Here is a 25599-nt window from a genome sequence, read left to right on the forward strand (position 1 = left end):
GGGTCTCGAACCAGGTCACGGGAGGACCTCCATCGACAGCCCGGTGGAGCCCGTCTCGGGCGGCGGCGGGTCGGCGTGCGGGTGGGTGTGCTCGTGCTCCGGGCCGGCGTGCTCGCCGCGCGCGGAGGGTGGCGGGCCGTCGTACACGACGCGGCCGTGCCGCAGGGCGACGGCCCGGTCGATCAGGCCCGCGAACGAGCCGAGCTCGTGCAGGATCACCAGGACGGTCCCGCCGGCCTCCTGCAGCCGGCGGACGGTGGCGACGAACGTCTCCTGCGTCGGCAGGTCGATGCCGGAGGTCGGCTCGTCCAGCACGAGCAGGTCGGGGTCCCGGACGAGCGCCCGGGCGATGAGCACCCGCTGCTGCTGCCCGCCGGACATCTGCAGCACGGACCGGCGGGCGTGCGCCGCCATGCCGACCTCCTCCAGCGCGGCCAGCGCGCGGTGCCGGGCGTCGCGCGGCGGGCGGATCCGGCGGCCGTGCACGAGGCCGGACACCACCACCTCGAGGGCGGTCGCCGGGACCCCGCCGCCGACCGGGAGCCGCTGCGGCACGTAGCCGATGCGCTCCCACGGCACGCCGTTGCCGAGCGCCCCGCCGAGCAGGTGCACCTCGCCGGCGGTGCGCGGGACGATGCCGAGCAGGGCCCGGACCAGCGTGGACTTGCCGGAGCCGTTCGCCCCGAGCAGGGCCACGACCTCGCCGCGCTCCACCCGCAGGTCGACGCCGGACAGGATCTGGTGGCCGCCGAGCGTCACGTCGACGCCCGCGGCGAGCACGGCGGGCCGGGTGTCGCTCATGCGCACCCCAGGGCCGTGCGCAGCGTCTCCAGGTTGGCCCGGGCGACGGAGACGTAGTCCTGCGTGTCGTCGGTGAGCCCCTCGAGCGGGTCCAGGACGGCGGTGTCGACGCCCAGCTCGTCCGCGAGGGTCTCGGCGACCTTCGGGCTGGCGAGCGTCTCGAAGAAGAGGGTGCCCACGCCCTCGTCCTGCACGATCCGGCCGACCTCGGCGAGCCGGGCGGGGGAGGGCTCGCCCTCGGGGTCGATGCCGGAGATGCCGACCTGCTCGAGGTCGTAGCGCTCGGCGAGGTAGGAGAACGCCTCGTGCGTCGTGACGATGGTGCGCGACCCGCAGGTCGCGAGCCCGGTCGTGTACTCCTCGTCCAGGTCGGCCATCTGCTGGGCGAACGCCGCGGCACCGGCCGCGTAGTCGTCGGCGTGGTCGGGGTCGATGGCGGACAGCTGCGCCGCCACCTCCTCGGCGACCGGGGGCAGCAGGGTGGGGTCGAGCCAGAAGTGCGGGTCGAGGGAGCCGTGCCCGTGCCCGTCCTCCTCGGCGTGCTCCTCCCCGTCGTCGTCATGGGCCGCCTCGTGCAGCGTCGTCGCGTCCGCGGCGTCCACGACGTGCGCCGGCGGGTTCGCGTCGACCGCGTCGTCCACGGACGGCTGGAAGTCGGACAGGTACACCACCAGGTCGGCGCGGCCCACCTCGTCCACCTGCGCGGGGGAGAGCTCGAGGTCGTGCGGCTCGGCCCCGGGCGGGGTCAGCGTCCCGACGTCGACCAGGTCGCCGCCGACCTGCTCCGCCACGTACTGCAGCGGGTAGAACGAGGCCAGCACGCTCACGCCGCCGCCGTCGCCGGACCCCCCGGAGCCGCCGGACCCGTCGGGGGAGCAGGCGGACAGGGCGAGCGCGGCGACGAGGACCGCGGGGACGGCGGGGAGCGCGAGGGCGCGACGGCGGGGGGACATGAGAGCCATTCTCGACCTGTTGAGAACGAGAGTCAAAACCGGGGGTCGGGCGGCGGGCCGGAGCCGCGCGACGCCCGGTAGCCTGGGCGGCGATCCGTCTCCGCGCGCGCCACCCAGGCGCGTGCCCACCCCCGCACCAGGAGCACTCACCGTGGCAGCACCCTCCCGTCTCGACTCCGTCGTCTCCCTCGCCAAGCGGCGCGGCTTCGTCTTCCAGAGCGGGGAGATCTACGGCGGTTCCCGCTCCGCGTGGGACTACGGGCCGCTCGGCGTCGAGCTCAAGGAGAACATCAAGAAGCAGTGGTGGCGCACCGTCGTGCAGGGCCGCGACGACGTCGTCGGCCTCGACTCCGCGGTGATCCTGCCGCGCCAGGTGTGGGTCGCCTCCGGCCACGTCGGCGTCTTCACCGACCCGCTGACCGAGTGCCTCTCCTGCCACAAGCGGTTCCGCGAGGACCAGATGCTCGAGGAGTTCGAGGAGAAGAAGGGCCGCGCGCCCGAGGGCGGTCTCGCCGAGATCGCCTGCCCGAACTGCGGCACCCGCGGCCAGTGGACCGAGCCCCGCGACTTCAACATGATGCTCAAGACGTACCTCGGCCCCGTCGAGGACGAGTCCGGCCTGCACTACCTGCGGCCCGAGACCGCGCAGGGCATCTTCGTGAACTTCGCGAACGTGCTGACCACCGCGCGCAAGAAGCCGCCGTTCGGCATCGGCCAGATCGGCAAGTCGTTCCGCAACGAGATCACCCCCGGCAACTTCATCTTCCGGACCCGCGAGTTCGAGCAGATGGAGATGGAGTTCTTCGTCGAGCCCGGCACGGACGAGACCTGGCACCAGTACTGGATCGACGCCCGCACCGACTGGTACGTCGACCTGGGCATCTCGCGCGAGAACCTGCGGCACTACGAGCACCCGGCCGAGAAGCTGTCGCACTACTCCAAGCGGACCGTGGACATCGAGTACCGGTTCGGCTTCAGCGGCTCGGAGTGGGGCGAGCTCGAGGGCATCGCGAACCGCACCGACTTCGACCTGACCACGCACACGAAGCACTCGGGCCAGGACCTGTCGTACTTCGACCAGACGAAGGACGAGCGCTGGGTGCCCTACGTCATCGAGCCGGCTGCGGGCCTGACCCGGTCGCTCATGGCGTTCCTCGTCGAGTCGTACACCGAGGACGAGGCCCCGAACGCGAAGGGCGGCGTCGACAAGCGCACCGTCCTGCGCCTGGACCCGCGCCTGGCCCCGGTCAAGGCCGCCGTGCTGCCGCTGTCCCGCAACGAGGCCCTGTCCCCGAAGGCCCGGGACCTCGCCGCCGAGCTCCGGAAGTCGTGGAACGTCGACTTCGACGACGCGGGGGCCATCGGCCGCCGGTACCGCCGCCAGGACGAGATCGGCACGCCCTTCTGCATCACGGTGGACTTCGACACGCTCGAGGACCAGGCCGTCACCATCCGGCACCGCGACGACATGACGCAGGAGCGGGTCGCGCTCGACCAGGTGACCGGCTACCTCGCGCAGCGCCTCGTCGGGGCCTGACCGCTGACCCAGCACACGCACGCGCACGGCGCGGGTGACGTCCCCGACCTCCCGGTCGGGCGGCCCGCCCGCGCCGTCGTCGTCGCGCTGCTGGTGGCCGCGGCGGTCGTGACGCTCGCCGGCCTCGCGTGGCTGTGGCCGGGGTCCGGGGACCGGCCGGTGCTGCAGACGACGCCCGAGGGGTCGTCGTACCAGGTCGTGACCGTCACGGACGCCGACCTGCTGGCCGACGCCGAGGCCGGCCCGGCCCTGCTCGCCGAGACCGCGGACGGCGACCCCGTCACCGTCCAGATCGCGCCGGAGTACCTCGACGTCGTGGCCGCGGGGGACCGCATCCGGGTGCTCACCCTGCCGCAGGCGACCGGCGGGGCGCCGTACGTGTTCGTCGACCTGGTGCGCGGGCCCCCGATGGCCCTGCTCGCGGCGGTGCTCGTCGTGCTGGTGCTGGCCGTCGCGCGGCTGCGGGGGATCGGGGCGCTGCTCGGGCTCGTCGTGTCGGTGGCCGGGGTGCTCGGCTTCACCGTGCCCGCGCTGCTCGACGGGCAGCCCGCGCTGCCGGTCGCGCTCGTCACGGCGTCCGCGCTGATGTACGCGCTGCTCTACCTCGCGCACGGCGTCTCCGTGCGGACCTCCACGGCCCTGCTCGGCACGCTCGGCGGGCTGCTGGCCACCGGCGCGCTCGCGGCCTGGGCGACCGGCGCGACGCACCTGACCGGGCTCAGCGGCGAGCACGCCCTCGACCTGCTGTCGCTCGCGCCCGAGGCGAGCCTGCGCGGGGTGCTGCTGTGCGGCATGGTGCTCGCGGGACTCGGCGTGCTGAACGACGTGACGATCACCCAGGCGTCGGCGGTGTGGGAGCTGCGTGCGGTGTCCCCGGGGGCCTCGCGGCGCGAGCTGTTCGCCGGCGGCATGCGGATCGGCCGCGACCACATCGCCTCCACGGTGTACACGGTGGCGTTCGCGTACCTGGGGGCGGCGCTGCCGCTCGTGCTGCTGGTGGCGATGTCCGACCGGACGCTGCTCGACTCGCTGACCAGCGGGGAGATCGCCGAGGAGGTCGTCCGGACGCTCGTCGGGTCGATCGGGCTGGTCCTGGCGATCCCGCTGACCACGGCGATCGCCGCGACCCTGGTCCCGCCCCCGGCCGCCGGGGCCGCGCCGGCCATCCCCGCGGCAGCCGCCTCGCCCCCGGCCCCCGCGGAGACCCGCGCCGAGGCCTGACTTCCCGCCGCCGCGCGCCCCGGGGGCCGTGGCGCCGAGACTGCAGGATCCGCGGGATCCCGGCCGCTCCGCGCAGTCGGATCCTGTCGCCTCGGCGGACGTCCCCGGGCGCGGGAGGCGGCGGGAGGTGAGGGCGTGTCGGAGGGCGGGCCTAGCGTCGGGGGATGGACACGATCAGGTTGCTCAGCCCGGCCGGGCTCGTGCAGAGCCCGGCGTTCAGCCACGTCGCCGTCGTCCCGCCCGGGGCGACCACGATCCACGTCGGCGGCCAGAACGGCGTCGACGCCTCCGGGAAGGTCGTCGGCGACGACGTCGTCAGCCAGACCCGGCAGGCGCTCGCGAACCTGCGCACGGCGCTCGAGTCCGTCGGGGCGAGCGTCGCGGACGTGGTCTCGTGGTCGATCCTCGTCGAGGACGGCGTCGACCTCGCCGCCGGGGCCGCGGTCGCGGGGGAGGTGCTCGACCCGCACCGTCCGTCGCCGCTCATCACGGTCGCGCGGGTCTCCGGCCTGGGGCCGCCCGGGGCCGTGGTCGAGATCTCGGCCGTCGCCGCGGTGGTCCGCTGACCGCGGGCTACCCGCCGGCGAGCCCGCGGTGGTCCGCTGACCGCCCGCTACCCGCGTGCGAGCGGGAGGCGGCGGACGGTCCGCCAGGAGCGCGGTGCGTCGGTGCCGGCGACGAGCAAAGCGTGGTCGACGCGCTGCGTGATCGGCAGCCCGTGCCGCACCGCCGCCTCGGCGCGCTCGAGGTCTCCCGGCCCGCCCAGCGCGCGGTCGGCGACCGTCAGGTGCGGGTGGATGTCCGCGAACGCGCCCTCGTACGGCGGGTGCTCGGGGAACTCCCGCCAGACCGCGAGCGTCAGCCGGCGGAACGGCTCCGCGGGGTCGGGCGCCAGCCAGAGCACGTCCGACCCGAACCAGCCGGTCCCGGCGAAGGTCGCGTCGAAGGCGCGCTCGGACGCGACCGCGGCGGCGAGCCGGTCCAGCTGGTCGGCCGTCAGCGCCGGCGGCGGGACGAACGGGTAGAGCACCGTCACGTGCGCGGGGATGCCCCATCCCGCGGCGCGGTCGAGTGCCGTCCGGTGCGGGCCCACGTGGCGTCCGCGGCGGCCACGGGCACGATGACGGCGGTCCGGGTCGGTGCCGGCGGGGCGCTCGGGTCGTCGAGGCTGTGCACCCGTCGACCCTAGGGCGGCGAGGCGGCCGGGCGCAGGCGGTTCGCGGGGCGCGGCGGGTGCGCTCAGGAGCCGGCGGCCGGCAGCGCGGCGGCGTGGCCGTGCCCGCCGTGGCCCGCGTGCCCGTCGGCCGACGGGTCCCGGTGCCGCGCCGACGCGCCCGCGCCCGCGCGCGTGACCACCAGGGCCGCGATCGCCGTGGTCAGCGGGATCGCCAGCACCAGCCCGATCGACCCGACCATCGTCCGCACGAGCTCCTCGGCGAACTCCCCGCTCGTGAGCGTCGGCCCGAGGGGCAGCTGGTAGATCTCCAGCAGCAGCAGGACGGGCAGCGCGGCGCCGGTGTACGCGAACGCGATCGTGTACACGGTGGAGGCGATGTGGTCGCGGCCGATCCGCATGCCGCCCGCGAACAGCTCGCGCCGCGAGGCCCCCGGGGACACCGCACGCAGCTCCCACACCGCCGACGCCTGCGTGATCGTCACGTCGTTCAGCACGCCGAGCCCCGCGAGCACGAGGCCGCACAGGAACAGCCCGCGCAGGGAGGTCGCCCCGGACTCGCCGAGCAGCTGCGCGAGCCGGTACGAGTCCTCCGAGCTCACCCCCGACAGCCGGGCCCACCCCGCGGACAGCACGCCGAGCCCCGTGGTCAGCGCGAGGCCGGCGAGCGTGCCGAGCAGGGCCGTCGACGTCCGCAGCGACAGCCCGTGCGCCAGGTACAGCACGGCCGTCATGATCAGCGTGGACGCGCACAGCGCCACGACGACCGCGTTCTCGCCCGCGAGCAGGGCCGGCAGCAGGTACACCCCGATGACCGCGAAGGCGATGACCAGGCCGAGCAGCGCCCGCAGGCCGCGGGCCCGCGCGACCAGCACGATCGCCAGCGCGAACGCGAGCGCGATCGTCACCAGCGGCAGCGTGCGGTCGTAGTCGTGCCACGCCCAGACCTCGGCGTCCTGCCCGGTGGCGGGGTAGTGCTCGACGCGGATCCGGGTGCCCTCCGGGACGTCCGCCGCCGTGGTGCCGGCCGTCGCCCAGACCTCGACGTCGCGCCCGCGCTCCGAGCCGCTCGTGACCGTCGCGGACACGCGCAGGCAGGGGACGGTCGCGGGGATCGAGCCGTCGGTGGCGCGGTCCTCGACGGTGCCCTCGCACCGCTCGGTCGACGTGCCGGTCACGGTGGCGGTCGGGTAGTCGAGGGCCACGGCCTCGACGGTGCGGGCGGTGGTCCGGTCGCCGTGCGGCCAGGTCAGGGCCATCCCGATCGCGGCGGCGAGCACGAGCGGGATCAGCAGGGCGGCGATGACGCGGCGCGTGCGCAGGGCGGCGGGGGTGGGCACGCGCCGATTCTGCCGGGTGCCGGGCGCGCGTGCGCGGACCCCCGATTCGGGCGGCCCCGGCGTGCTGGGGGACAATCGACCCCATGACCTCCCTGACGGCCGACACCCGCGAGCCCGCCCCGGCGGGCCACGTGCTGCCCCCGCTGCGCATCGGGCCGCTGTCGATCGACACCCCCGTGGTGCTCGCCCCGATGGCCGGCGTGACGAACGCGGCGTTCCGTCGGCTGTGCCGGGAGTCGGGCGCGGGGCTGTACGTCGCGGAGATGGTGACGTCGCGCGCGCTGGTCGAGCGGGGCGAGGAGTCGATGCGGATCATCTCGCACGCCCCGGACGAGAAGCCGCGCTCGGTGCAGGTGTACGGCGTGGACCCGGCGACGGTCGGCGCCGCGGTGCACCTGATCGCCTCGGAGGACCGCGCGGACCACGTCGACCTCAACTTCGGCTGCCCGGTGCCCAAGGTCACGCGGCGCGGCGGCGGGTCGGCCCTGCCGTGGAAGCGGGAGCTGTTCGAGTCGATCCTGCGCGCGGCCGTCGACGCGGCGAAGCCGTACGGCGTGCCCGTCACGGTGAAGATGCGCAAGGGCATCGACGACGACCACCTCACCTACCTGGAGGCAGGGCTGCGGGCCCAGGACCTCGGGGTCGCCGCGGTGGCGCTGCACGCCCGGACGGCGGAGCAGTACTACTCCGGCACCGCCGACTGGGAGGCCATCGCCCGGCTCAAGGAGACGGTCACGGACGTCCCGGTGCTGGGGAACGGGGACATCTGGTCCGCCGAGGACGCCCTGGAGATGGTGCGGCAGACCGGCTGCGACGGCGTGGTCGTGGGTCGCGGCTGCCAGGGGCGCCCGTGGCTGTTCGCCGACCTGGCGGCGGCGTTCGCGGGCTCGGAGGTGCGGGTGCGTCCCGGCGCCCGGGAGGTCGCGCAGGTGATCCGCCGGCACGCCGAGCTGATGATCGAGCACTTCGGCGACGAGGGGAAGGCGCTGCGCGAGTTGCGCAAGCACATGGCCTGGTACTGGAAGGGCTACGTGGTGGGCGGCGAGCAGCGGCAGGCGCTCGCGCTGGTGTCCAGCCTGGCGGAGCTCGACGACCGGCTGGCCGCGATCGACCTGGACCAGCCGTACCCCGGCGTCGCGGCCGAGGGTCAGCGCGGCCGCGCGGGCACCCCGAAGCGGCCGCACCTGCCGGACGGCTGGCTGGACTCGCGCGAGCTGTCGGAGGAGTTCCGCCGGTCCCTGCACGAGGCGGAGCTCAGCGTCTCGGGCGGCTGACCCGCCGCGTCTCAGGCCCGCCGCACCGCCACGCCCGCGGCCAGCGCCGCCACGGCCGCCGGCGTCGCCCCGGGTGCCCCGAGGTCCGCGGTCCCCACGGCCAGCGCCCCGGCGGCTGCCGCGCGCGCGAGCGCGGACGCCGTCCCGAGCCCCGCCAGGTCAGCCGCGAGCAGTCCCGCGAGGAACGCGTCCCCGGCCCCGTCCGTGCCGGCCACCCGGGCGACCGGCGCCGCGGGCACCTCCCAGAACCCGTCGGCGTCGCACGCCAGCGCCCCCCGGGCCCCGCGCGTGCAGACGGCCAGCCGGGCGCCGCCGGCGACGCGCGCCCGCAGGTACCCGGCGGGGTCGGCGAGCCGGGCCTCGGACACGAGCAGCACGTCCGCGGCGTCGGCGAAGGGTCGCTGGAACTCCGCGGTCCCGTCGTCGTCGTGCAGGTCGCACCACACGGGCACCCCGGCGGCGCGGGCGGCGGCGAGCACCGGCACCGCGTGCCCGGCCAGGTCGACGACCGCGGCCCGGGCGCCGGCGAGCCCGTCGGCGGGCGACGGCTCGGCGGCGGGGACCGGGAGCTCCAGATACAGCGACACCCGCGACCCGTCGGCGGCGAGCAGGTTGACGTGCCGCTCGGTGCGCCCGCCGCGCGCGGCCCGGGCGTCCAGCGCGATGCGGGGGTGCGCCAGCGCGGCGCGCACCCGGGCACCGGGCTCGTCGTCCCCGAGGACCGTCCGCAGGCGCACGTCCAGGCCGAGCGCGGCGAGCGTCACGGCCTTGCCCGCGGACGTCCCGCCGAGCCCGTCGTGGTGCGCGGACGCGAACAGGGTCTGCGGCCGCGGCTCGGGCAGCCGGTCGAGGTGGACCAGCGTGTTCCACGACGCGGGGCCGACCACGAGCACGTGGCCCGCGGCCGGCCCCCCGGTCGTCATCGGGTCGCCGCGCTCAGCGGAGCCGGAGCCAGGCGGTGGTGTCGCCCGGCAGCTCGGCGCCCACGGCGGGGTCGCCCGGCAGGCCGGAGGACAGCAGCACCTCGGCGCCCGCGGGCAGCGCGACCGGCGCGGAGCCGAGGTTCGCGACGACGAGCACGTCCCGGTTCCGGACCGCGATCACGTCGGGCTCGTCGGCGTAGGCCGGCTCCCAGGCCGCCCCGCCGCCGCCGAGCAGCTCGTCGCGGCGCAGCCGCAGCGCGGCCCGGTACAGCTCGAGCGTCGAGCCCGGCACGCCGTCCTGCGCGTCGGCGGCGTACGCGGCCCACGACGCGGGCTGCGGCAGCCACGTCGCGCCGGTCGGGGAGTACCCGAACCCGGGCTCGGCGGCGGACCACGGCAGCGGGACGCGGCAGCCGTCGCGGCCGCGCTCGGCGCCGCCGGTGCGGAAGAACGCCGGGTCCTGGCGCAGGTCGTCGTCCAGCGCCGTGTGCTCCGGCAGGCCGAGCTCCTCGCCCTGGTACAGGTACGCCGAGCCGGGCAGGCCGAGCATGAGCAGCGTGGCGGCGCGCCCGCGGCGCAGGCCGAGGACCTCGTCGGGCTGGTCGTCGCCGTGGCCGATGCCGTTCGGGCGGGAGCCCGGGACGGGCAGGCCGAGCCGCGACGGGTGCCGCACGACGTCGTGGTTGGACAGCACCCAGGTGGTCGGCGCGCCGACGGAGTCGTTCACGGCGTAGGACGCGGCGATGACCTTGCGCAGGTTCGGGGCGTCCCAGCCGGTCGCGAGGAAGGCGAAGTTGAACGCCTGGTGCATCTCGTCCGGCCGGACGTACCGGGCCAGGCGGGACAGCGGCTCGACCCAGGCCTCGGCGACGAGCATCCGGTCGCCGTCGTACTCGTCGAGCACGGCGCGCCAGGAGCGGTAGATCTCGTGCACGCCGTCCTGGTCGAACATCGGGCCCTGGTTGCCGGACCCGATCGGCTCGCCGTCGGCCGCGCCGTCGCCCTCGGCGCCGTCGATCATCGCGACGTGGCCGTCCCAGTCGGGGAGGCCGTCGGCCTTGACCATGCCGTGCGCCACGTCGACCCGGAACCCGTCGACGCCGCGGTCCAGCCAGAACCGCAGGACGTCCTCGAACTCGGCGCGCACCTCGGGGTTGGTCCAGTCGAGGTCGGGCTGCTTGGAGTCGAACAGGTGCAGGTACCACTGGCCGTCGTCGACGCCGTGCTGCTCGGGCGTGAGCCGGGTCCAGGCGGGGCCGCCGAAGATGGAGTCCCAGTTGTTCGGGGGCTGCGAGCCGTCGGCGCCGCGGCCGTCGCGGAACAGGTACCGCGCGCGCTCGGGCGACCCGGGCGGCGTGCGCAGCGCCTGCTGGAACCACACGTGCTCGTCGGAGGAGTGGTTCGGCACGAGGTCGACGACGACGCGCAGGCCGAGCGCGTGCGCCCGGTCGAGCAGGGCGTCGAAGTCCGCGAGCGTGCCGAACAGCGGGTCGACGTCCCGGTAGTCGGCGACGTCGTAGCCGGCGTCGGCCTGCGGGGAGCGGTAGAACGGCGACAGCCAGACCGCGTCCACGCCGAGCGCGGCGAGGTGGTCCAGGCGGGCGGTGACGCCCGGCAGGTCGCCGATGCCGTCGCCGTTCCCGTCGGCGAACGAGCGGGGGTAGACCTGGTAGATGACGGCGTCGCGCCACCAGGGGCCGTCGGCGGGGCCGGGCTCGTGCACCACGGCGGGGTCGGCGGTGGTCAGCGGCGAGGGGGCGAGTGCGGTCACGGGCGTGCCTTCGGGTCGCAGGGTGTGGTCCGGTGGAGGACCGGAGGGGCGGTGCGCGGGCGCGGGAGCACCCGCGCGGGGTCAGACGGTCGCGTCGGGGCGGCCCGGCGCGGCGCCGGTGGAGCCCCGCACGATCAGCTCGGGGTGGAACAGCAGCTCGGTGCGGGAGGCCGGTGTCCCGGCGATCTCGCCCATCAGCGCCTGCACGGCGGCCTGCGCCATCGCCTGCACCGGCTGGCGCACGGTGGTCAGCGGCGGGTCGGTGAACCCGATGAGCGGGGAGTCGTCGAAGCCGACGACGGACACGTCGCCGGGGACGTCCAGGCCCCGGGACCGCGCGGCGCGGATGGCGCCCAGGGCCATGAGGTCGGACCCGCAGATGATCGCGGTGTGCCCGGAGTCGAGGAGCTCGTGGGCCGCCTGCACGCCGCCCTCGACGGAGAACAGCGTCGCCACGACGTGCCCGTCCGGGTCCTCGACCCCGAGCCGGGTGCGCAGGAGCTCGGCGAACCGGGCGTGCTTGCGCCGGGCGGGGACGAACCGGGTCGGGCCGGTGGCCAGGCCGATCGACCGGTGCCCGAGCGCGAGCAGGTGGGTGAACGCCTGGTCGACGGCCACCGCGTCGTCCGAGGCGACCGCGGGGGCGTCCACGTCGTCCGCGCGCCCGTTGACCAGAACGATCGGCACCCCCCGGCCCCGCAGCGCGTGGTAGCGCTCGGTCGAGGCGGTGGTGTCGGCGTGCAGGCCGGAGACGAACACGATGCCCGCCACGTCGTGCTCGAGCAGGATCTCGACGTAGTGGTCCTCGGTCGTGCCGCCGGGGGACTGGGTGCACAGCAGGGGGGTGTACCCGCGGCGCGTGAGCACCGATTCGACGGCCTGGGCCATCGCCGGGAACACCGGGTTGGACAGCTCGGGCACGACCAGCCCGACCAGGCCGGTCGAGCGGGTGCGGAGCTTCTCGGGGCGCTCGTAGCCGAGGACGTCGAGGGCGGCGAGGACCGCCTCCCGCGCCTGGGTCGAGACGCCCGACTTCCCGTTGAGGACGCGCGAGACCGTCGCGGTGGAGACCCCCGCTTGGTCGGCGAGGTCCGTCAGACGGGTGCGCACGGTGGCGAGCGTAGGCGACACCCGGCCTCCTCGTCCTCATCGTTCCGGATGCAGGGCAGAGCCCCGGGCGGCGCCGTCGTCGGTGCGGCCGGGCCTCACTGTATGCGTGTTCTGAAACTTGCTGCAACCCCTTGCGAAGAGCCCCGGAACAGCGTTAGCGTCCACACCCGTCAAGCCAGGGCCGGCGCATGTGCCGCCCGGCACCCTTCCTGCGATACGGAGACCACGATGCGACGGAGCATCCCCGCGCTGGCGACCGCCCTGGGCCTGTCCCTGGTGCTCGCCGGCTGCTCGGGCGGCGGCGGCGAGGCCGCGACCGGCGACGAGTCCACGAAGCCGGCGGAGTCCGCCGGCACCCTGACGGTCTGGGTGGACGACACCCGGTCCGGCCCGGTGAAGAAGGTCGCGGAGACCTTCGAGGCGGACACCGGCGTGACCGTGAAGTTCGTCCAGAAGGACTTCGGCAAGATCCGCGACGACTTCATCTCGCAGGTGCCGACCGGCCAGGGCCCGGACATCATCGTCGGCGCGCACGACTGGCTCGGGAAGCTCGTGCAGAACGGCGTCGTCGCGCCGATCGAGCTGGGCGACAAGGCCGGCGACTTCCTCGACGTGTCCGTGGAGGCCATGAGCTACGAGGGCACGCTGTACGGGCTGCCGTACTCGGTGGAGAACATCGGCCTGGTGCGCAACAACGCGCTGGTCACCGAGCCCACGCCCGACACGTTCGACGCGCTGGTGGAGCAGGCCAAGGCGGTCGGCACCGAGCACTCCGTCCTCATCCAGCAGGACGAGACGGACGGCGACCCGTACCACCTGTACCCGCTGCAGACCTCGTTCGGCGCCCCCGTGTTCGCGCAGGACGACACCGGAGCGTACGACGGGTCGCAGCTCGCGATGGACACCGAGCAGGGCCGCGCGTTCGCCGCGTACGTCGGCAAGCTCGGCGCCGAGGGCGTGCTGAAGACCACCGTCTCCGGCGACATCGCCAAGGAGGCGTTCCTGCAGGGCAAGGCGCCGTACATGATCACCGGCCCGTGGAACGTCGGCGACTTCGTCGACGCCGGCATGGACGTGTCGATCGAGGGCATCCCGTCGGCGGGCGGCGGCGAGTCGCAGCCGTTCGTGGGCGTGCAGGGCTTCTTCATCTCGGCGAAGAGCGAGAACGCGCTGCTCGCGAACGAGTTCGTCGTGAACTACCTGGGCACCGAGGACGTGCAGCTCGAGCTCTACGAGGCCGGCGGCCGTGCGCCCGCGCTGAGCGCCGCGGTCGACATGATCGCCGACGACCCGGTCGTGGCGGGCTTCGCCGAGGTCGGCAAGAACGGCGTGCCGATGCCGTCCATCCCCGCGATGGACTCCGTCTGGTCCGACTGGGGCGCCACGCAGGTGGCGATCATCAACCAGCAGGGCGACCCGGGCGAGCTCTGGACGCAGATGAGCGCGTCCATCGCCGCGAAGATCGCCGCGGCCTGACCGGCCCCGCCGGGCGGGCGGCGCACCCGCCGCCCGCCCGGCTCACCCTCGTCGGACCCCTCAGCGTGGAGAGAGCATGAACCGCACGACGACGCCCCCCGAGGCGTCCCCCCGTTCCCGGACGGCCCGCGGGCCGGACGACGGGCCCGGCGGGCCGGGCGGGCCCGGTGGCCCCCGCGGCCCCCGGACCTGGATCGGCGCCCAGACGTTCTCGGTGGGCTTCGTCGCGAAGCTGGTGCTCGTCGGCCTGGTCGACGCGCTCGGCGTCTACGGCGTGCTGGCCTCCGCGGCGCAGCAGCAGTGGGGGGTCCTCGCGTTCCTCGTGGCGGCGCTGCTCGTCGTCAACGTCGTCTACTTCTCCCGGCGGGCCGTGCCGGCGAAGTACCTGGTGCCCGGCCTGATCTTCCTGCTCGTGTACCAGGTGTTCGTCGTCGCCTACACGGGCTGGACCGCGTTCACCAACTACGGCGACGGCCACAACTCGACCCGGGCGGACGCCGTCGAGGCGATCCTCATCCAGGACGAGGCCCGGGTCGCGGACTCGCCGACCTACCCGCTGTCGGTGGTGACCCGCGGCGACGAGCTCGCGTTCGCGGTGGTGGACCCCGACGGGGACGCCCTGCTGGGCGCGGCCGAGCAGCCGCTCGCGCCCGCCGAGGGGGCCGACGTCGAGGGCGGCCGCGTGGTCGCGGTCGACGGCTACGAGGTCCTCGACTTCGCGCAGGTCGTCGCCCGGCAGTCCGAGGTGTTCGCGATGCGCGTGCCGATGTCGGACGACCCGAACGACGGCAGCCTGCGCACGACCGACGGGTCGTCCGGGTACGTCTACGCGTCGACCATGGTCTACGACGAGGCCGCCGGGACGATCACCGACACCACGACGGGGACCGTGTACACGGCGGACGAGTCCGAGGGGTCCTTCGTCGCCGCGGACGGCACCGCGCTCGGCACCGGCTGGCGGGTGTTCGTCGGCTTCGAGAACTTCGCCCGCGTCCTGACCGACGGCTCGCTGCGCGGGCCCTTCGTGGGCGTGCTGCTCTGGACGTTCGGGTTCGCAATCGGCTCGGTGGTCCTGACCTTCGGGCTCGGGCTGTTCCTCGCCATCACGCTGAACGACTGGCGGGTGCGCGGCCGGACCGTGTACCGGTCGCTGCTGATCCTGCCGTACGCGTTCCCGGCCTTCCTGTCCGCCCTGGTGTGGCGGGGGATGCTCAACCGGGACTTCGGGTTCGTGAACCAGACCCTGCTCGGCGGCGCGGAGATCCCGTGGCTGACCGACCCCGTGCTCGCCAAGGTCGCCGTGCTGACCGTCAACCTGTGGCTCGGCTTCCCGTACATGTTCCTCATCTGCACCGGCGCGCTGCAGTCCATCCCGCACGAGGTGTACGAGGCGGGCCGGCTGGACGGCGCGAAGCCGTGGCGGATGTTCCGGTCGCTGACGATGCCGCTGCTGCTGGTGTCCACCGCGCCGCTGCTGATCTCGAGCTTCGCCTTCAACTTCAACAACTTCAACGTCGTCTACCTGACCACGGAGGGCGGACCGCAGGACCTGTCCGCCCCGGTGGACGTCGGGGCGAGCGACATCCTCATCACCTTCGTCTACAAGATCGCCTTCGGCGGCGTGAACCGGCAGTACGGCCTGGCCTGCGCGATCTCGATCCTCATCTTCCTGATCGTCGCGACGATCTCCGCGATCAGCTTCCGCAAGACCCGCGCGCTCGAGGAGCTGAGCTGACATGGCGACCGACCAGACCACCGCCGTCCCGGCCGCCCGCGGCGCCCGCTCGGCCCCCGACGCCCCCCGGCGGCTGTCCCCGCGCCGCTGGTGGCGCGAGATCGGCTGGCGCCACGTCGTCGCGCTCGCGGCGCTCGTGTTCGCGATCTTCCCGATCCTGTACATCCTGTCGTCGTCGCTGAACCCGAGCGGGTCGCTGATCGGCTCGAACCGACTCTTCGGCACGCTGGCCCTCGACAACTACGTCGACCTGTTCAGCGACCCGGTGCACCCGTACGCCAAGTGGTTCGTCAACACGCTGGTGATCGCGGGGGTCACGGCGATCGGCACCGTGTTCCTCGGCTCGTGCGCGGCCTATGCGTTCTCGCGGTTCCGGTTCCGCGGCCGGCGCGGCGGGCTGCTGTCGCTGCTGCTGATCCAGATGTTCCCGCAGCTGCTGGCGTACGTGGCGATCTTCCTGCTCATGGTGATGCTCCGGGACCTGTTCCCGGCGATCGGCCTGGGCAGCCGGCTCGGCCTGATCCTCGTCTACCTGGGCGGGGCGCTCGGGGTGAACACGTACCTCATGTACGGGTTCTTCAACACGGTCCCGCGCGAGCTCGACGAGGCGGCCAAGCTCGACGGCGCGAGCCACGCGCAGACGTTCTTCACGATCATCCTGCGGCTCGTGGCGCCGATCCTCGCCGTCGTCGGCCTGCTGTCGTTCGTCGGCACGTTCTCCGACTTCCTCATCGCGTCGATCGTGCTGGTCGACCCCGACAAGCAGACGCTCGCCGTCGGGCTCTACCAGTACGTCAGCCAGCGGTTCTCCGAGTACTGGGGCGTGTTCGCCGCCGGTGCCGTGCTGGCCGCGGTGCCCGTGATCCTGCTGTTCCAGTTCCTGCAGCGCTACATCGTCTCCGGCCTGACCGCCGGCTCCGTGAAGGGGTGAGCATGGCCACCACGACCACCGTCCCCGCACCGGCCCGGGGCGCCGGGCCCCGCGCGGCGCACCTGCTCGACGTGCCGCACCACGACGGCAGCGAGCTCTACGCGCCGCAGGACGTGCCCGCGCTGGGCGACGTCGTCCCGGTCCGGCTGCGGGTGCCCGCGGGCACGCCCGAGCGCGCCGTCTGGGTGCGCACCGTCCGCGACGCCGAGCCGCACCTCGTGCCGGCGCGCCTCGACCGCGAGGACGGCGACGAGCGCTGGTACGTCGCCGAGGTGCCGGTGCACAACCCCGTGACCTCCTACCGCTGGCTGCTCGACGAGCCCGGCGGGTACCGCTGGCTGACCGGCCGCGGCGCGTTCGACCGGGACGTCACCGACGCCGGGGACTTCCGGCTGACCGTGCACCCCGGCGCGCCCGCGTGGACCTCGGACGCCGTCGTCTACCAGATCTTCCCGGACCGGTTCGCGCGCTCCGGGGCCGAGCGGCCGTTCCCGGACTGGGCGGTCCCGGCCGCGTGGGACGAGGAGCCGGTCGGGCGCGGTCCGGTGACGCCGGTGCAGCTGTACGGCGGCGACCTGCTCGGCATCGAGCAGCGGCTCGACCACCTGCAGCGGCTCGGCGTGGACACGGTCTACCTGACGCCGGTGTTCCCGTCCCGGTCGAACCACCGGTACGACGCCTCGACGTTCGGGCACGTGGACCCGCTGCTCGGCGGGGACGAGGCGCTGGCGTCGCTCAGCCGCGCGCTGCACGGGCGCGGCATGCGGCTGGTCGGGGACCTCACGACCAACCACACCGGCGACGCCCACGAGTGGTTCCGCCGCGCGTCGGCCGACCCCGGGGCCCCGGAGCGGGAGTTCTACTACTGGGACTCCTCGGAGCAGGGCTACGCGGCGTGGCTCGACGTGCCGTCGCTGCCCAAGCTCTCCTACCGCTCCCGCGAGCTGGCGCGCCGGCTGGTGGACGGGCCGGACTCCGTGATCGCCCGGTGGCTGGCCGAGCCGTACGCGCTCGACGGCTGGCGCATCGACGTGGCGAACATGACCGGCCGGTTCGGCGGGGACGACTTCGCGCACGAGGTCGCCCGGGCGGTCCGCGCCACCATGGCGGCCGCCAACCCGGACGCGGTGCTGGTCAGCGAGCACTTCCACGACGCGGGCGGGGACCTCTCGGGCGCGGGCTGGCAGGCGAACATGAACTACGGCGCCTTCACCAAGCCGGTGTGGACCTGGCTGGTGGACCCGGCCACGACGCTGGACTTCCTCGGCATCCCGACCCTGATCCCGCGCCGCACCGGGCCCTCCGCGGTCGCGACGATGCGCGAGTTCGACTCGACCGTGCCGTGGCGGGTGACGCGCTCGCAGTGGAACATGCTCGGCTCGCACGACACCCCGCGGCTGCGGACCGTCGTGGGCAGCCGCGAGCTGGTCGAGGTCGCCGCCGGCCTGCTGTTCACCTACCCCGGCACCCCGGCGATGTTCGCGGGCGACGAGGGCGGGCTGACCGGCTGGAACGGGGAGAACGCCCGGGTGCCGATGCCGTGGGACGCCATCGAGGGCCGGGACCCCGGCCGCGGGCCGGGGTGGGACGCTGCGACCTTCGAGGTGTACCGCCGGCTCATCGCGCTGCGCCGGTCGAGCCGGGCGCTGCGCGAGGGCGGCCTGCGCTGGGCCGTCGTCGAGGACGACGCCGTCGCCTACCTGCGGGAGACCGTTGACGAGCGGGTGCTCGTGCTCGCCGCCCGCGCGCCGTGGCGGGGCGCGACGCTGCCCGGGCGCCTCGCGTCCGGCGCGGAGAACCTGTACGGCGGCGCGGACCTGCGGGTCGACGCCGACGGGGTGCACCTGCCGGGCGACGGCCCGGGGGTGCAGGTCTGGCGGCTGGCGTGACGGCCGGCCCGGGCGGCGGCCCCGTCGTGACGCCCGAGCGGCTCGTGGACGACCTGCGGGCGCTCGGGATCCGGCCCGGCGGCGTGCTGCTGGCGCACGTCAGCCTGTCGTCGCTCGGCTGGGTCGTGGGCGGGGCCGAGGCCGTGGCGCTGGCCCTGGAGTCGGCCCTCGGGCCGGACGGCACGCTGGTCGTGCCGTCGCAGAGCTGGCAGCTGTGCGACCCGGAGTACCTGGCCGACCCGAGCGTCCCGCCGGCCGCGTGGGAGGCGGTCCGGGCCGCGCTGCCGCCCTACGACCCGCGGTGGACGCCGAGCCGGTCGATGGGCGCGGTCGCCGAGGCGGTGCGCACGCAGCCCGGCACGCTCCGCTCGGGGCACCCGCACCGGTCGTTCGCCGCGCGCGGGCCGCTCGCCGCGGAGATCCTCGCGCGGCACGACCTGGACGACCCGGTCGGGGAGGGCTCGCCGCTGTCGGCCGTGCACCGGCGCGACGGGCAGGTGCTGCTGCTCGGGGTGGACCACGACAAGAACACGTCGCTGCACCTCGCCGAGGCGCGGTCGGGCACGGCGACGGCCCGGGTCGCGAACGCGGCGCCGCTGCTCGAGCGGGGGCGCCGGGTCTGGGTGCCGTTCACCGAGCCGGTCGTGGACGACAGCGACTTCGTGGCGGTGGGGCGGGACTTCGCGGCGGCGGGCGGCGAGCGCACCGGCCCGGTCGGCGGGGCCACGGCGCGCCTGATGGACCAGCGCGCGCTGGTCGCGCACGCGGCGGACTGGTTCGCGCGCACCCGCCCGGCCCGGGTCTGACCCGGGCCGGGCCCGGCCCGGTCGTTAGGCTGGGACCCGTGACCCACGACCACCCCGACGGCTACGTCGACGCCGACCGGGAGCGCTGGGTCCCCGAGGCGCCCAAGTCGCTGTCCCGCACCCCGTTCGAGCGCGACCGCGCCCGCCTGGTGCACTCCTCGGCGCTGCGCCGGCTCGGGGCGAAGACCCAGGTGCTCGGCCCGTCGACCGACGACTTCGTCCGCACCCGGCTGACGCACACCCTGGAGGTCGCGCAGGTCGGCCGCGAGATCGGCAAGACCCTCGGCTGCGACCCCGACGTCGTGGACACCGCGTGCCTGGCGCACGACCTCGGGCACCCGCCGTTCGGGCACAACGGCGAGCGGGCGCTCGCGCACCTGGCGCGCGGCATCGGCGGCTTCGAGGGCAACGCCCAGACGCTGCGGCTGCTCACCCGCCTGGAGCCGAAGGTCACCGGCCCGGGCGGCGAGTCGGTCGGCCTCAACCTCACCCGGGCCAGCCTGGACGCGTCGGTCAAGTACCCCTGGGGTCTCGGGGAGGGGCCGCTGTCCGCGACCGGGCGCCCGACGCACAAGTTCGGCGTGTACGCCGACGACCTGCCGGTCTTCACCTGGCTGCGGGACGGCTCCCCGGCCGGGCGCAAGTGCCTCGAGGCGCAGGTCATGGACCTCGCCGACGACATCTCCTACTCGGTGCACGACGTCGAGGACGCGGTGGTGGGCGGCCGGTTCGACCTGTCCGTGCTGACCGTCGCCGAGGAGCGCGCGCGGGTCGTCGAGGCCGTGCAGACCTGGTACGGCGACGCGGTCGACGGCCCCGGGCTCGAGGCGGCGATGGACCGGCTGGTCGCGGCCGACCTCTGGGTGCCGGGCTTCGACGGCTCCCGGGGCGCGCTGGCCACGCTGAAGGACACGACCAGCCAGCTCATCGGCCGGTTCGCCCGCGCCGCGCAGGTCGCCACCCGGGAGGTCTACGGCCCCGGGCCGCTCACCCGGTACGGCGCCGACCTCATCGTGCCGGACGCCACGACCGCCGAGATCCTCGTGCTCAAGGGCCTCGCGGTCGCCTACGTCATGGCCCCGCGCGAGCTCGAGCCGCTCTACCAGCGGCAGCGGGAGATCCTCGCGGACCTGGTGCACGTGCTGTCCGAGCGGGCGCCGCTCGCGCTGGAGCCGCCGTTCGCGGCGGACTGGAAGGCGGCGGCCGACGACGCCGCGCGGCTGCGCGTGGTGATCGACCAGGTGGCGAGCCTCACGGACGTCTCCGCCGCCGCCTGGCACGCCCGCCTGGCCCCGCCGCCGCGCTTCTGACGCCGGCGGGCGCCCGCGGGCGCGCGGCGAGGTCGTCGCTTGCGCCCGAGGTCGTCGGTCCCGCGCCCCCGCCAGGAGGCGCAACCGTCGACCTGGGCGGCCGGCCGTACCCCCGGGTGGGGCGGCCGCGCGGCCGGTCCGTCCGGTTTCACCCGGTTGCGACCGGCACGTGGTCCTCACGGGTGACGCGCTCGGTCCGATAGGGGACACGAGCCCGAGGAAAGGGGCCCGCACCGTGGGCCGCAGGGGGAGGGCCGACCCACAGGAGACCCATCGTGCCTGCCGAGTCCCGGGCCGCCGCCGTGCCTGCTCCGTCCCGCCCCGCGCGCGCCGCGGGGGTGCGGCTGCCGCTCGCCACCCAGATCGTCGGCGCCGCCGCGGTCGCCGTGCTGTTCTCGCTCGCGGTCGGCGCGTTCGCCGTCGCGCAGATGTCCCAGATCCGCTCGATGACCGCCGCGATGTCGGCGTCGGACGCGCGGGTGAACGGCGCGCTGTCCCAGTTCCAGGCCGCGCTGTGGAACGTCCGCATGCTCACCGGCATGGTCGCGACGTACCCGCTCGGCACGAAGGACGGCGAGATCCAGAAGATCACCGACGGCTACGCCGCCGTCGAGGCCGCCGCCGCGGACCTGGAGGACGCGTACCGCGTCTCGTTCGACGCGACGCCGTCCGGCTGGGACGAGTACCAGACCGCGTGGGTCGAGTACCGGCAGATGCTGGAGCAGGACCTCATGCCGCTGGCCGAGGCGGACGACCGGGCCGGGTTCGCGCAGATGCGCGAGGGCGGCGCGGGCGCCAAGGGCACCGCGCTCGTGGAGAGCGTCGCGACCGTGCAGGAGGAGATCGCCGCGACGATCGACACGGAGGCCGACGACGTCGCCGCCCGCACCTCGCAGGCGATCACGGTGACCTGGATCGGGCTCGGCGTCGGTGCGGCCGCGGCGATCGCGGTCGCGGTGGTCGTGGCCCGGCGCATCCGGGCGTCTGCGGCCGCGGTCCGGACGTCGCTGGTGGCGATGGCGGACGGCGACCTCACGGTGCCGGCCGACGCGCGGTCCCGCGACGAGATCGGCGACATGGCCCGGGCGCTCGGCACCGCGCAGGAGGCGCTCCGGGCGACGGTCGGCGGCGTGCGCGACTCGGCCCAGGCGGTCGCGGCGGCGGCCGAGCAGCTGTCCGCGGCCTCCAGCCAGGTGACGTCCAGCGCGGACGAGACCTCGACGCAGGCGGGCGTGGTGGCCGCGGCGGCCGAGCAGGTGTCGCGGAACGTGCAGACGGTCGCGGCGGGTGCCGAGCAGATGGGCGCCTCGATCCGGGAGATCGCGCAGAACTCCTCGCAGGCGGCCAAGGTCGCGGGCCAGGCCACGGACGTCGCCGCGTCGACCAACGACCAGGTGTCCCGCCTGGGCGTCTCGTCGCAGGAGATCGGCAACGTGGTCAAGGTCATCACGAGCATCGCGGAGCAGACGAACCTGCTGGCGCTGAACGCGACGATCGAGGCGGCGCGGGCCGGTGAGGCGGGCAAGGGCTTCGCCGTGGTCGCGGGCGAGGTCAAGGAGCTGGCGCAGGAGACCGCCAAGGCGACGGAGGACATCGCGCGCCGGGTGGAGGCGATCCAGGACGACACCAGCGGTGCGGTGGCGGCGATCGGGGAGATCTCGCACATCATCGCGAGCATCAACGACTACCAGCTGACCATCGCGAGCGCGGTCGAGGAGCAGACCGCCACGACGAACGAGATGTCCCGGTCGGTCGCCGAGGCCGCGACGGGCTCGGGCGAGATCGCCACGAACATCACCGGCGTGGCCGCCGCGGCGGCGTCGCAGTCCGACGTGCTCGGGCAGGTCGGGCAGTCGGTGGTCGAGCTCGCGCAGCTGTCGTCCGACCTCGAGGCGCGCGTCAGCCGCTTCCGCTACTGAGGCCGGCGGCGCGGCGCGGGGACGCGCCCGGACCGCCCGCCACGGGGACCTAGGATCGTCCCCGTGGCGGGACGGATCCGGCGGGAGGACGTGCAGACGGTCCGCGAGCGTGCCCGGATCGAGGACGTCGTCGGCGAGCACGTCAGCCTGAAGTCCGCGGGCGTCGGCTCCATGAAGGGCCTGTGCCCGTTCCACGACGAGAAGTCCCCGTCGTTCCACGTCCGCCCGCAGGTGGGGCTGTACCACTGCTTCGGCTGCGGCGAGGGCGGCGACGTCATCGACTTCATCCAGAAGATCGACGGCCTGCCGTTCACCGAGGCCGTCGAGTACCTGGCCGGCCGCGCGGGCGTCACGCTCCGGTACGAGGAGGGCGGCGCCCCGCGCCCCGGCCACGAGCCCGGCAAGCGGCAGCGGCTGCTGGAGGCGCACCGGGTCGCGGCGGAGTACTTCGCGGAGCAGCTCCTGACCCCGGGCGCGGCGGCGGCGCGGGCGTTCCTGGCGGAGCGCGGCTTCGACCGCTCGGCGGCCGAGCAGTTCGGCGTCGGCTACGCCCCGCAGGGGTGGGACTCGCTCCTGCGGCACCTGCGCGGCCGGTCGTTCACCGAGGCGGAGCTCACCGCCTCGGGCCTGATGAGCCAGGGCAACCGCGGGCTGTACGACCGGTTCCGCGGCCGGCTGGTGTGGCCGATCCGGGAGGTCACCGGCGACGTCGTCGGGTTCGGCGCCCGCCGGCTGTACGAGGAGGACCAGGGGCCCAAGTACCTCAACACCCCGGAGACCCCGCTCTACAAGAAGTCCCAGGTGCTCTACGGCATCGACCTGGCGAAGCGCGAGATCGCGAAGAACAAGCAGGTCGTGGTCGTCGAGGGCTACACCGACGTCATGGCGATGCACCTGTCCGGCGTGGGCACCGCGGTGGCGACCTGCGGCACCGCGTTCGGCTCGGACCACGCGCGGATCGTGCGGCGGCTGATGGGCGCCGGCGGCGCGGGCAGCGGCATCCAGCTCGCGTCGGGGGAGTCGGTCGGCGGCGAGGTCGTCTTCACGTTCGACGGCGACTCCGCGGGCCAGAAGGCCGCGATGCGCGCGTTCGGCGAGGACCAGGCGTTCAGCGCGCAGACGTTCGTCGCGGTGGCCGACGGCGGCATGGACCCGTGCGACCTGCGCCAGGCCCAGGGCCCGGACGCCGTGCGCGCGCTGGTGCGGTCCCGCGCGCCGCTGTTCGAGTTCGTCATCCGGACGACGCTCGACGGCTTCGACCTCGGGACGGCCGAGGGGCGGGTCGGGGCGCTGCGCGCGGCGGCGCCGGTCATCGGCGGCATCCGGGACACCGCGCTGCGGCCGGAGTACACCCGGATGCTGGCCGGCTGGCTGGGCATGGACATGGACGGCGTGCAGCGCGCGGTGCAGTCGGCGGCGCGCTCGGGCGGGCGCGCGGCCGGGGGCGGCGCCGGCCGCGGCGCGGGGTCGGCGGCGCACGGGCAGGACGGCGCGCGGCAGGGCCGGTCCGCGTTCGTGCCGCCGGGCCCGGAGCAGGACTGGCGCCGGGACGGCGGCCGGGGCGGCCGGGGCGGTGCCTACGGCGGCGGGCGCGGCGGTGCGTACGGCGGCGGGCGCGGGCCGGGCGGCGGCGGCCCGGGCGGGTCGGGCGGCGGCCGCTGGGAGCGCGGCGGCGGACCCGGCCGGCGCGACGACCGCCGCTGGGACCCCCCGCCGAGCGAGCCGCCCCACGACCCGTCGCAGGAGCCCCCGCACGACCTCGACCACCACGACCCCGGCGAGGGCGCCGTCGCGCTGCCCGCGCCGCGGATGTCGCTGCCCGACCCCCGCGACCCCGTCGCCGCCACCGAGCGCCGGGCGCTCGAGGCCGTGCTGCAGATGCCCGACCTGGTGCCGCCGGAGTTCGACGACCTCGCGCCCGACGCGTTCACCGCCCCGGCGTACCGCGCCGTGCACGCCGCCATCCGCGCGGCCGGGGGAGCGGCGGCCGCCCGGCAGCGGGTCGCGGCGTCGGGACCGGGCGCCACGGTCGGCTGGGTCGAGGCCGTCCGCGAGGAGGCCGCCGGCCCGGTCGAGGGGCTCATCACGCAGCTCGCGGTCGCGCCCCTGCCCGAGGACCGCGCCGACCGGCTGCCCGGCTACGCGCGCGGCCTGGTGATGGCGCTGGTCGAGATGGAGATCACCCGCCACATCGCCGACCTGCGGGGCCGGCTGCAGCGGATGGACGCGCAGGCCGACCCGGACGGGTACCGCGCGCTGGCGGCGGAGCTGTTCGACCACGAGAACCGCCGGCGGGCGCTGCGCGAGAGCGCCTGACGAGCTCCCGCCCGGGTCCGCGCCGCCCGGCGGTACGGTGCCCGGATGGAGCAGTGGGGCGCCGCGCTGTACGGGGAGCCGTGCCGGGAGTGCGGCTACGTCTGGGACCGCACGCCGCAGGAGGCCGTGCACGCCGTGGAGGACGTCCCCGGGCGGTTCGCGGCCGTCCTGGTGACCGCCCCCGAGCCGCTGTGGCACCCCGACCTCGGCTGGTCCACCGCGGGGTACCTGCGGCACGTCGCCGACAACCTGGAGATCTGGGCGTACCGGCTGGACGCCGCCCGGGTGGACGGCCGCACCGCCACGCAGGGCTACGACCCGGACGAGCTCGCCCGGGTGCGCGACTACCGGCACGCCACCGTCGGGGCGTCCCTGCTGGCCCTGCGCCGCGCGGTGCCGGGCTGGGCGGACGCGGTGGGCGCGGCGCTCGCGGAGGGCGTCGTCCTGGACCACGCGACCCGCGGCCCGCAGCGCGCGCAGGACGTGGCGCGGAACAACGCGCACGACGCGCTGCACCACCTGCACGACGTCCGCCGCATCGTCGAGCACGCGGCGGCGTCGCGACCGGGGGCGTGACGGCGCGCCGGCCCGGGGCGTCTACCCTGCTGCCCATGACGACTGCGGAGGCCGCCCCCGGCCAGGACCTGCCCGACGAGCGCGAGATCCTGGGCTGGGACCAGTTCGGGGAGGCCGCGCGGGACCTGGCGCGCGAGGTGCGGGACTCGGGCTTCGAGCCGGACGTGGTCGTCGCGGTGGCCCGGGGCGGGCTGCTGCCCGCCGGCGCGCTGTCCTACGCGCTGGGGCTCAAGGCGTGCGGCACGCTGAACGTCGAGTTCTACACCGGCATCGACGCGCGGCTGCCCGACCCCGTGGTGCTGCCGCCGCTGCTGGACACCGCCGCGCTGGTCGGCCGGCGCGCGCTGGTCGTCGACGACGTCGCGGACACCGGCGAGACCCTGGCCCTCGTGCAGCGGCTGGTCGCGGGGCACTGCGAGGAGGCGCGCACCGCGGTGCTGTACGCCAAGTCGCACTCGATCGTCGCGCCGGACTTCGTGTGGCGCCGGACCGACCGGTGGATCACGTTCCCCTGGTCGGCGCTGCCGCCGGTCTGAG

The 25599-nt window shown here is 75.3% G+C and carries 21 protein-coding genes; 14 read left to right on the forward strand and 7 right to left on the reverse strand.

Translation table 11 applies throughout. The features are described 5' to 3' along the window. Nucleotides 1-15: 15 nt before the first annotated feature. Nucleotides 16-801 (reverse strand): metal ABC transporter ATP-binding protein, encoded by a 786-nt coding sequence (locus HNR08_RS14920; RefSeq protein WP_146835107.1) that lies wholly within the window; start codon nucleotides 799-801, stop codon nucleotides 16-18. After that, nucleotides 798-1763 (reverse strand): metal ABC transporter substrate-binding protein, encoded by a 966-nt coding sequence (locus HNR08_RS14925; protein ID WP_146835104.1) that lies wholly within the window; start codon nucleotides 1761-1763, stop codon nucleotides 798-800. Before HNR08_RS14925 ends, HNR08_RS14920 begins: the two co-directional genes overlap by 4 nt. Before the next feature lie 142 nt (nucleotides 1764-1905). Here HNR08_RS14925 and HNR08_RS14930 point away from each other — a divergent pair, with 142 nt between their 5' ends. From HNR08_RS14930 to HNR08_RS14940, 3 genes are all read left to right on the forward strand, one after another. Continuing rightward, complete coding sequence (locus HNR08_RS14930; RefSeq protein WP_146835101.1) at nucleotides 1906-3291, forward strand: glycine--tRNA ligase; 1386 nt, start codon at nucleotides 1906-1908, stop codon at nucleotides 3289-3291. Nucleotides 3292-3384: 93 nt separating this feature from the next. After that, nucleotides 3385-4512 carry a YibE/F family protein gene (locus HNR08_RS14935; protein ID WP_246802973.1) on the forward strand — a complete coding sequence of 376 codons (1128 nt, stop codon included), beginning with the start codon at nucleotides 3385-3387 and terminating at the stop codon, nucleotides 4510-4512. A gap of 164 nt (nucleotides 4513-4676) precedes the next feature. Further along, nucleotides 4677-5078: a RidA family protein gene (locus HNR08_RS14940; RefSeq protein WP_146835094.1), complete on the forward strand. Its 402-nt coding sequence runs from the start codon at nucleotides 4677-4679 to the stop codon at nucleotides 5076-5078. A gap of 47 nt (nucleotides 5079-5125) precedes the next feature. On the opposite strand, the gene HNR08_RS14945 is transcribed toward HNR08_RS14940, so the two are convergent. After that, nucleotides 5126-5605, reverse strand: coding sequence for a 2'-5' RNA ligase family protein (locus tag HNR08_RS14945; protein ID WP_338075805.1), 480 nt, complete (start codon nucleotides 5603-5605; stop codon nucleotides 5126-5128). A 146-nt stretch (nucleotides 5606-5751) separates the two neighbouring features. After that, a complete protein-coding gene (locus HNR08_RS14950; protein ID WP_246802972.1) occupies nucleotides 5752-7026 on the reverse strand; it encodes a YibE/F family protein in 1275 nt (424 codons plus the stop codon). Nucleotides 7027-7109: 83 nt separating this feature from the next. Here HNR08_RS14950 and dusB point away from each other — a divergent pair, with 83 nt between their 5' ends. Continuing rightward, nucleotides 7110-8300: a tRNA dihydrouridine synthase DusB gene (gene dusB / locus HNR08_RS14955; protein WP_146835091.1), complete on the forward strand. Its 1191-nt coding sequence runs from the start codon at nucleotides 7110-7112 to the stop codon at nucleotides 8298-8300. A gap of 11 nt (nucleotides 8301-8311) precedes the next feature. Here the strand turns inward: dusB and HNR08_RS14960 are convergent, their stop codons facing one another. The 3 genes from HNR08_RS14960 to HNR08_RS14970 all read right to left on the reverse strand — a co-directional run bounded on the left by HNR08_RS14960 (nucleotide 8312) and on the right by HNR08_RS14970 (nucleotide 12104). After that, nucleotides 8312-9223, reverse strand: a complete 912-nt coding sequence (locus HNR08_RS14960) for a carbohydrate kinase family protein (RefSeq protein ID WP_146835088.1) — start codon at nucleotides 9221-9223, stop codon at nucleotides 8312-8314. A gap of 13 nt (nucleotides 9224-9236) precedes the next feature. Next, on the reverse strand, nucleotides 9237-10994 hold the full coding sequence (locus HNR08_RS14965) for a glycoside hydrolase family 13 protein (RefSeq protein WP_371862366.1): 1758 nt from the start codon (nucleotides 10992-10994) through the stop codon (nucleotides 9237-9239). 81 nt (nucleotides 10995-11075) lie between these two features. Next, the gene (locus HNR08_RS14970) at nucleotides 11076-12104 is read right to left on the reverse strand and encodes a LacI family DNA-binding transcriptional regulator (protein ID WP_246802971.1); all 1029 of its coding nucleotides are present in this window, start codon (nucleotides 12102-12104) and stop codon (nucleotides 11076-11078) included. Nucleotides 12105-12332: 228 nt separating this feature from the next. On the opposite strand from HNR08_RS14970, the gene HNR08_RS14975 reads away from it, so the two are divergent. The 10 genes from HNR08_RS14975 (at nucleotide 12333) to HNR08_RS15020 (ending at nucleotide 25598) form a co-directional block, all read left to right on the forward strand. Beyond that, nucleotides 12333-13580, forward strand: a complete 1248-nt coding sequence (locus HNR08_RS14975) for a sugar ABC transporter substrate-binding protein (RefSeq protein ID WP_146835082.1) — start codon at nucleotides 12333-12335, stop codon at nucleotides 13578-13580. 76 nt (nucleotides 13581-13656) lie between these two features. Further along, nucleotides 13657-15315, forward strand: coding sequence for an ABC transporter permease subunit (locus tag HNR08_RS14980; protein ID WP_146835079.1), 1659 nt, complete (start codon nucleotides 13657-13659; stop codon nucleotides 15313-15315). 1 nt (nucleotide 15316) lies between these two features. Continuing rightward, nucleotides 15317-16246: a sugar ABC transporter permease gene (locus tag HNR08_RS14985; RefSeq protein WP_146835076.1), complete on the forward strand. Its 930-nt coding sequence runs from the start codon at nucleotides 15317-15319 to the stop codon at nucleotides 16244-16246. A gap of 2 nt (nucleotides 16247-16248) precedes the next feature. Then, nucleotides 16249-18135, forward strand: a complete 1887-nt coding sequence (locus tag HNR08_RS14990) for a glycoside hydrolase family 13 protein (RefSeq protein WP_183835102.1) — start codon at nucleotides 16249-16251, stop codon at nucleotides 18133-18135. Continuing rightward, nucleotides 18132-18941, forward strand: coding sequence for an AAC(3) family N-acetyltransferase (locus tag HNR08_RS14995; RefSeq protein WP_246802970.1), 810 nt, complete (start codon nucleotides 18132-18134; stop codon nucleotides 18939-18941). Before HNR08_RS14990 ends, HNR08_RS14995 begins: the two co-directional genes overlap by 4 nt. A 38-nt stretch (nucleotides 18942-18979) precedes the next feature. Continuing rightward, entirely contained in the window at nucleotides 18980-20251 is a 1272-nt protein-coding gene (locus HNR08_RS15000) for a deoxyguanosinetriphosphate triphosphohydrolase (protein ID WP_246802969.1), read from the forward strand. Between the two features lie 275 nt (nucleotides 20252-20526). Next, on the forward strand, nucleotides 20527-22170 hold the full coding sequence (locus HNR08_RS15005; protein ID WP_246802968.1) for a methyl-accepting chemotaxis protein: 1644 nt from the start codon (nucleotides 20527-20529) through the stop codon (nucleotides 22168-22170). Between the two features lie 63 nt (nucleotides 22171-22233). After that, a complete protein-coding gene (gene dnaG / locus HNR08_RS21915; RefSeq protein WP_246802967.1) occupies nucleotides 22234-24486 on the forward strand; it encodes a DNA primase in 2253 nt (750 codons plus the stop codon). 45 nt (nucleotides 24487-24531) lie between these two features. After that, on the forward strand, nucleotides 24532-25062 hold the full coding sequence (locus HNR08_RS15015; protein WP_146835073.1) for a DinB family protein: 531 nt from the start codon (nucleotides 24532-24534) through the stop codon (nucleotides 25060-25062). A 35-nt stretch (nucleotides 25063-25097) separates the two neighbouring features. Beyond that, complete coding sequence (locus tag HNR08_RS15020) at nucleotides 25098-25598, forward strand: phosphoribosyltransferase (protein ID WP_146835070.1); 501 nt, start codon at nucleotides 25098-25100, stop codon at nucleotides 25596-25598. Nucleotide 25599: the final 1 nt, after the last annotated feature.

Source organism: Cellulomonas hominis, from assembly GCF_014201095.1.
Lineage (GTDB): Bacteria > Actinomycetota > Actinomycetes > Actinomycetales > Cellulomonadaceae > Cellulomonas > Cellulomonas hominis.

Excerpts from the sequence above, each read along its gene's own strand:
- HNR08_RS14985 (WP_146835076.1), top strand. The coding sequence starts at position 15,317 with ATGGCGACCGACCAGACCACCGCCGTCCCGGCCGCCCGCGGCGCCCGC.
- HNR08_RS14960 (WP_146835088.1), bottom strand. The coding sequence starts at position 9,223 with ATGACGACCGGGGGGCCGGCCGCGGGCCACGTGCTCGTGGTCGGCCCC.
- dusB (WP_146835091.1), top strand. The coding sequence starts at position 7,110 with ATGACCTCCCTGACGGCCGACACCCGCGAGCCCGCCCCGGCGGGCCAC.
- HNR08_RS14940 (WP_146835094.1), top strand. The coding sequence starts at position 4,677 with ATGGACACGATCAGGTTGCTCAGCCCGGCCGGGCTCGTGCAGAGCCCG.
- HNR08_RS14990 (WP_183835102.1), top strand. The coding sequence starts at position 16,249 with ATGGCCACCACGACCACCGTCCCCGCACCGGCCCGGGGCGCCGGGCCC.
- HNR08_RS14975 (WP_146835082.1), top strand. The coding sequence starts at position 12,333 with ATGCGACGGAGCATCCCCGCGCTGGCGACCGCCCTGGGCCTGTCCCTG.
- HNR08_RS14925 (WP_146835104.1), bottom strand. The coding sequence starts at position 1,763 with ATGGCTCTCATGTCCCCCCGCCGTCGCGCCCTCGCGCTCCCCGCCGTC.
- HNR08_RS15015 (WP_146835073.1), top strand. The coding sequence starts at position 24,532 with ATGGAGCAGTGGGGCGCCGCGCTGTACGGGGAGCCGTGCCGGGAGTGC.
- HNR08_RS14920 (WP_146835107.1), bottom strand. The coding sequence starts at position 801 with ATGAGCGACACCCGGCCCGCCGTGCTCGCCGCGGGCGTCGACGTGACG.
- HNR08_RS15020 (WP_146835070.1), top strand. The coding sequence starts at position 25,098 with ATGACGACTGCGGAGGCCGCCCCCGGCCAGGACCTGCCCGACGAGCGC.
- HNR08_RS14980 (WP_146835079.1), top strand. The coding sequence starts at position 13,657 with ATGAACCGCACGACGACGCCCCCCGAGGCGTCCCCCCGTTCCCGGACG.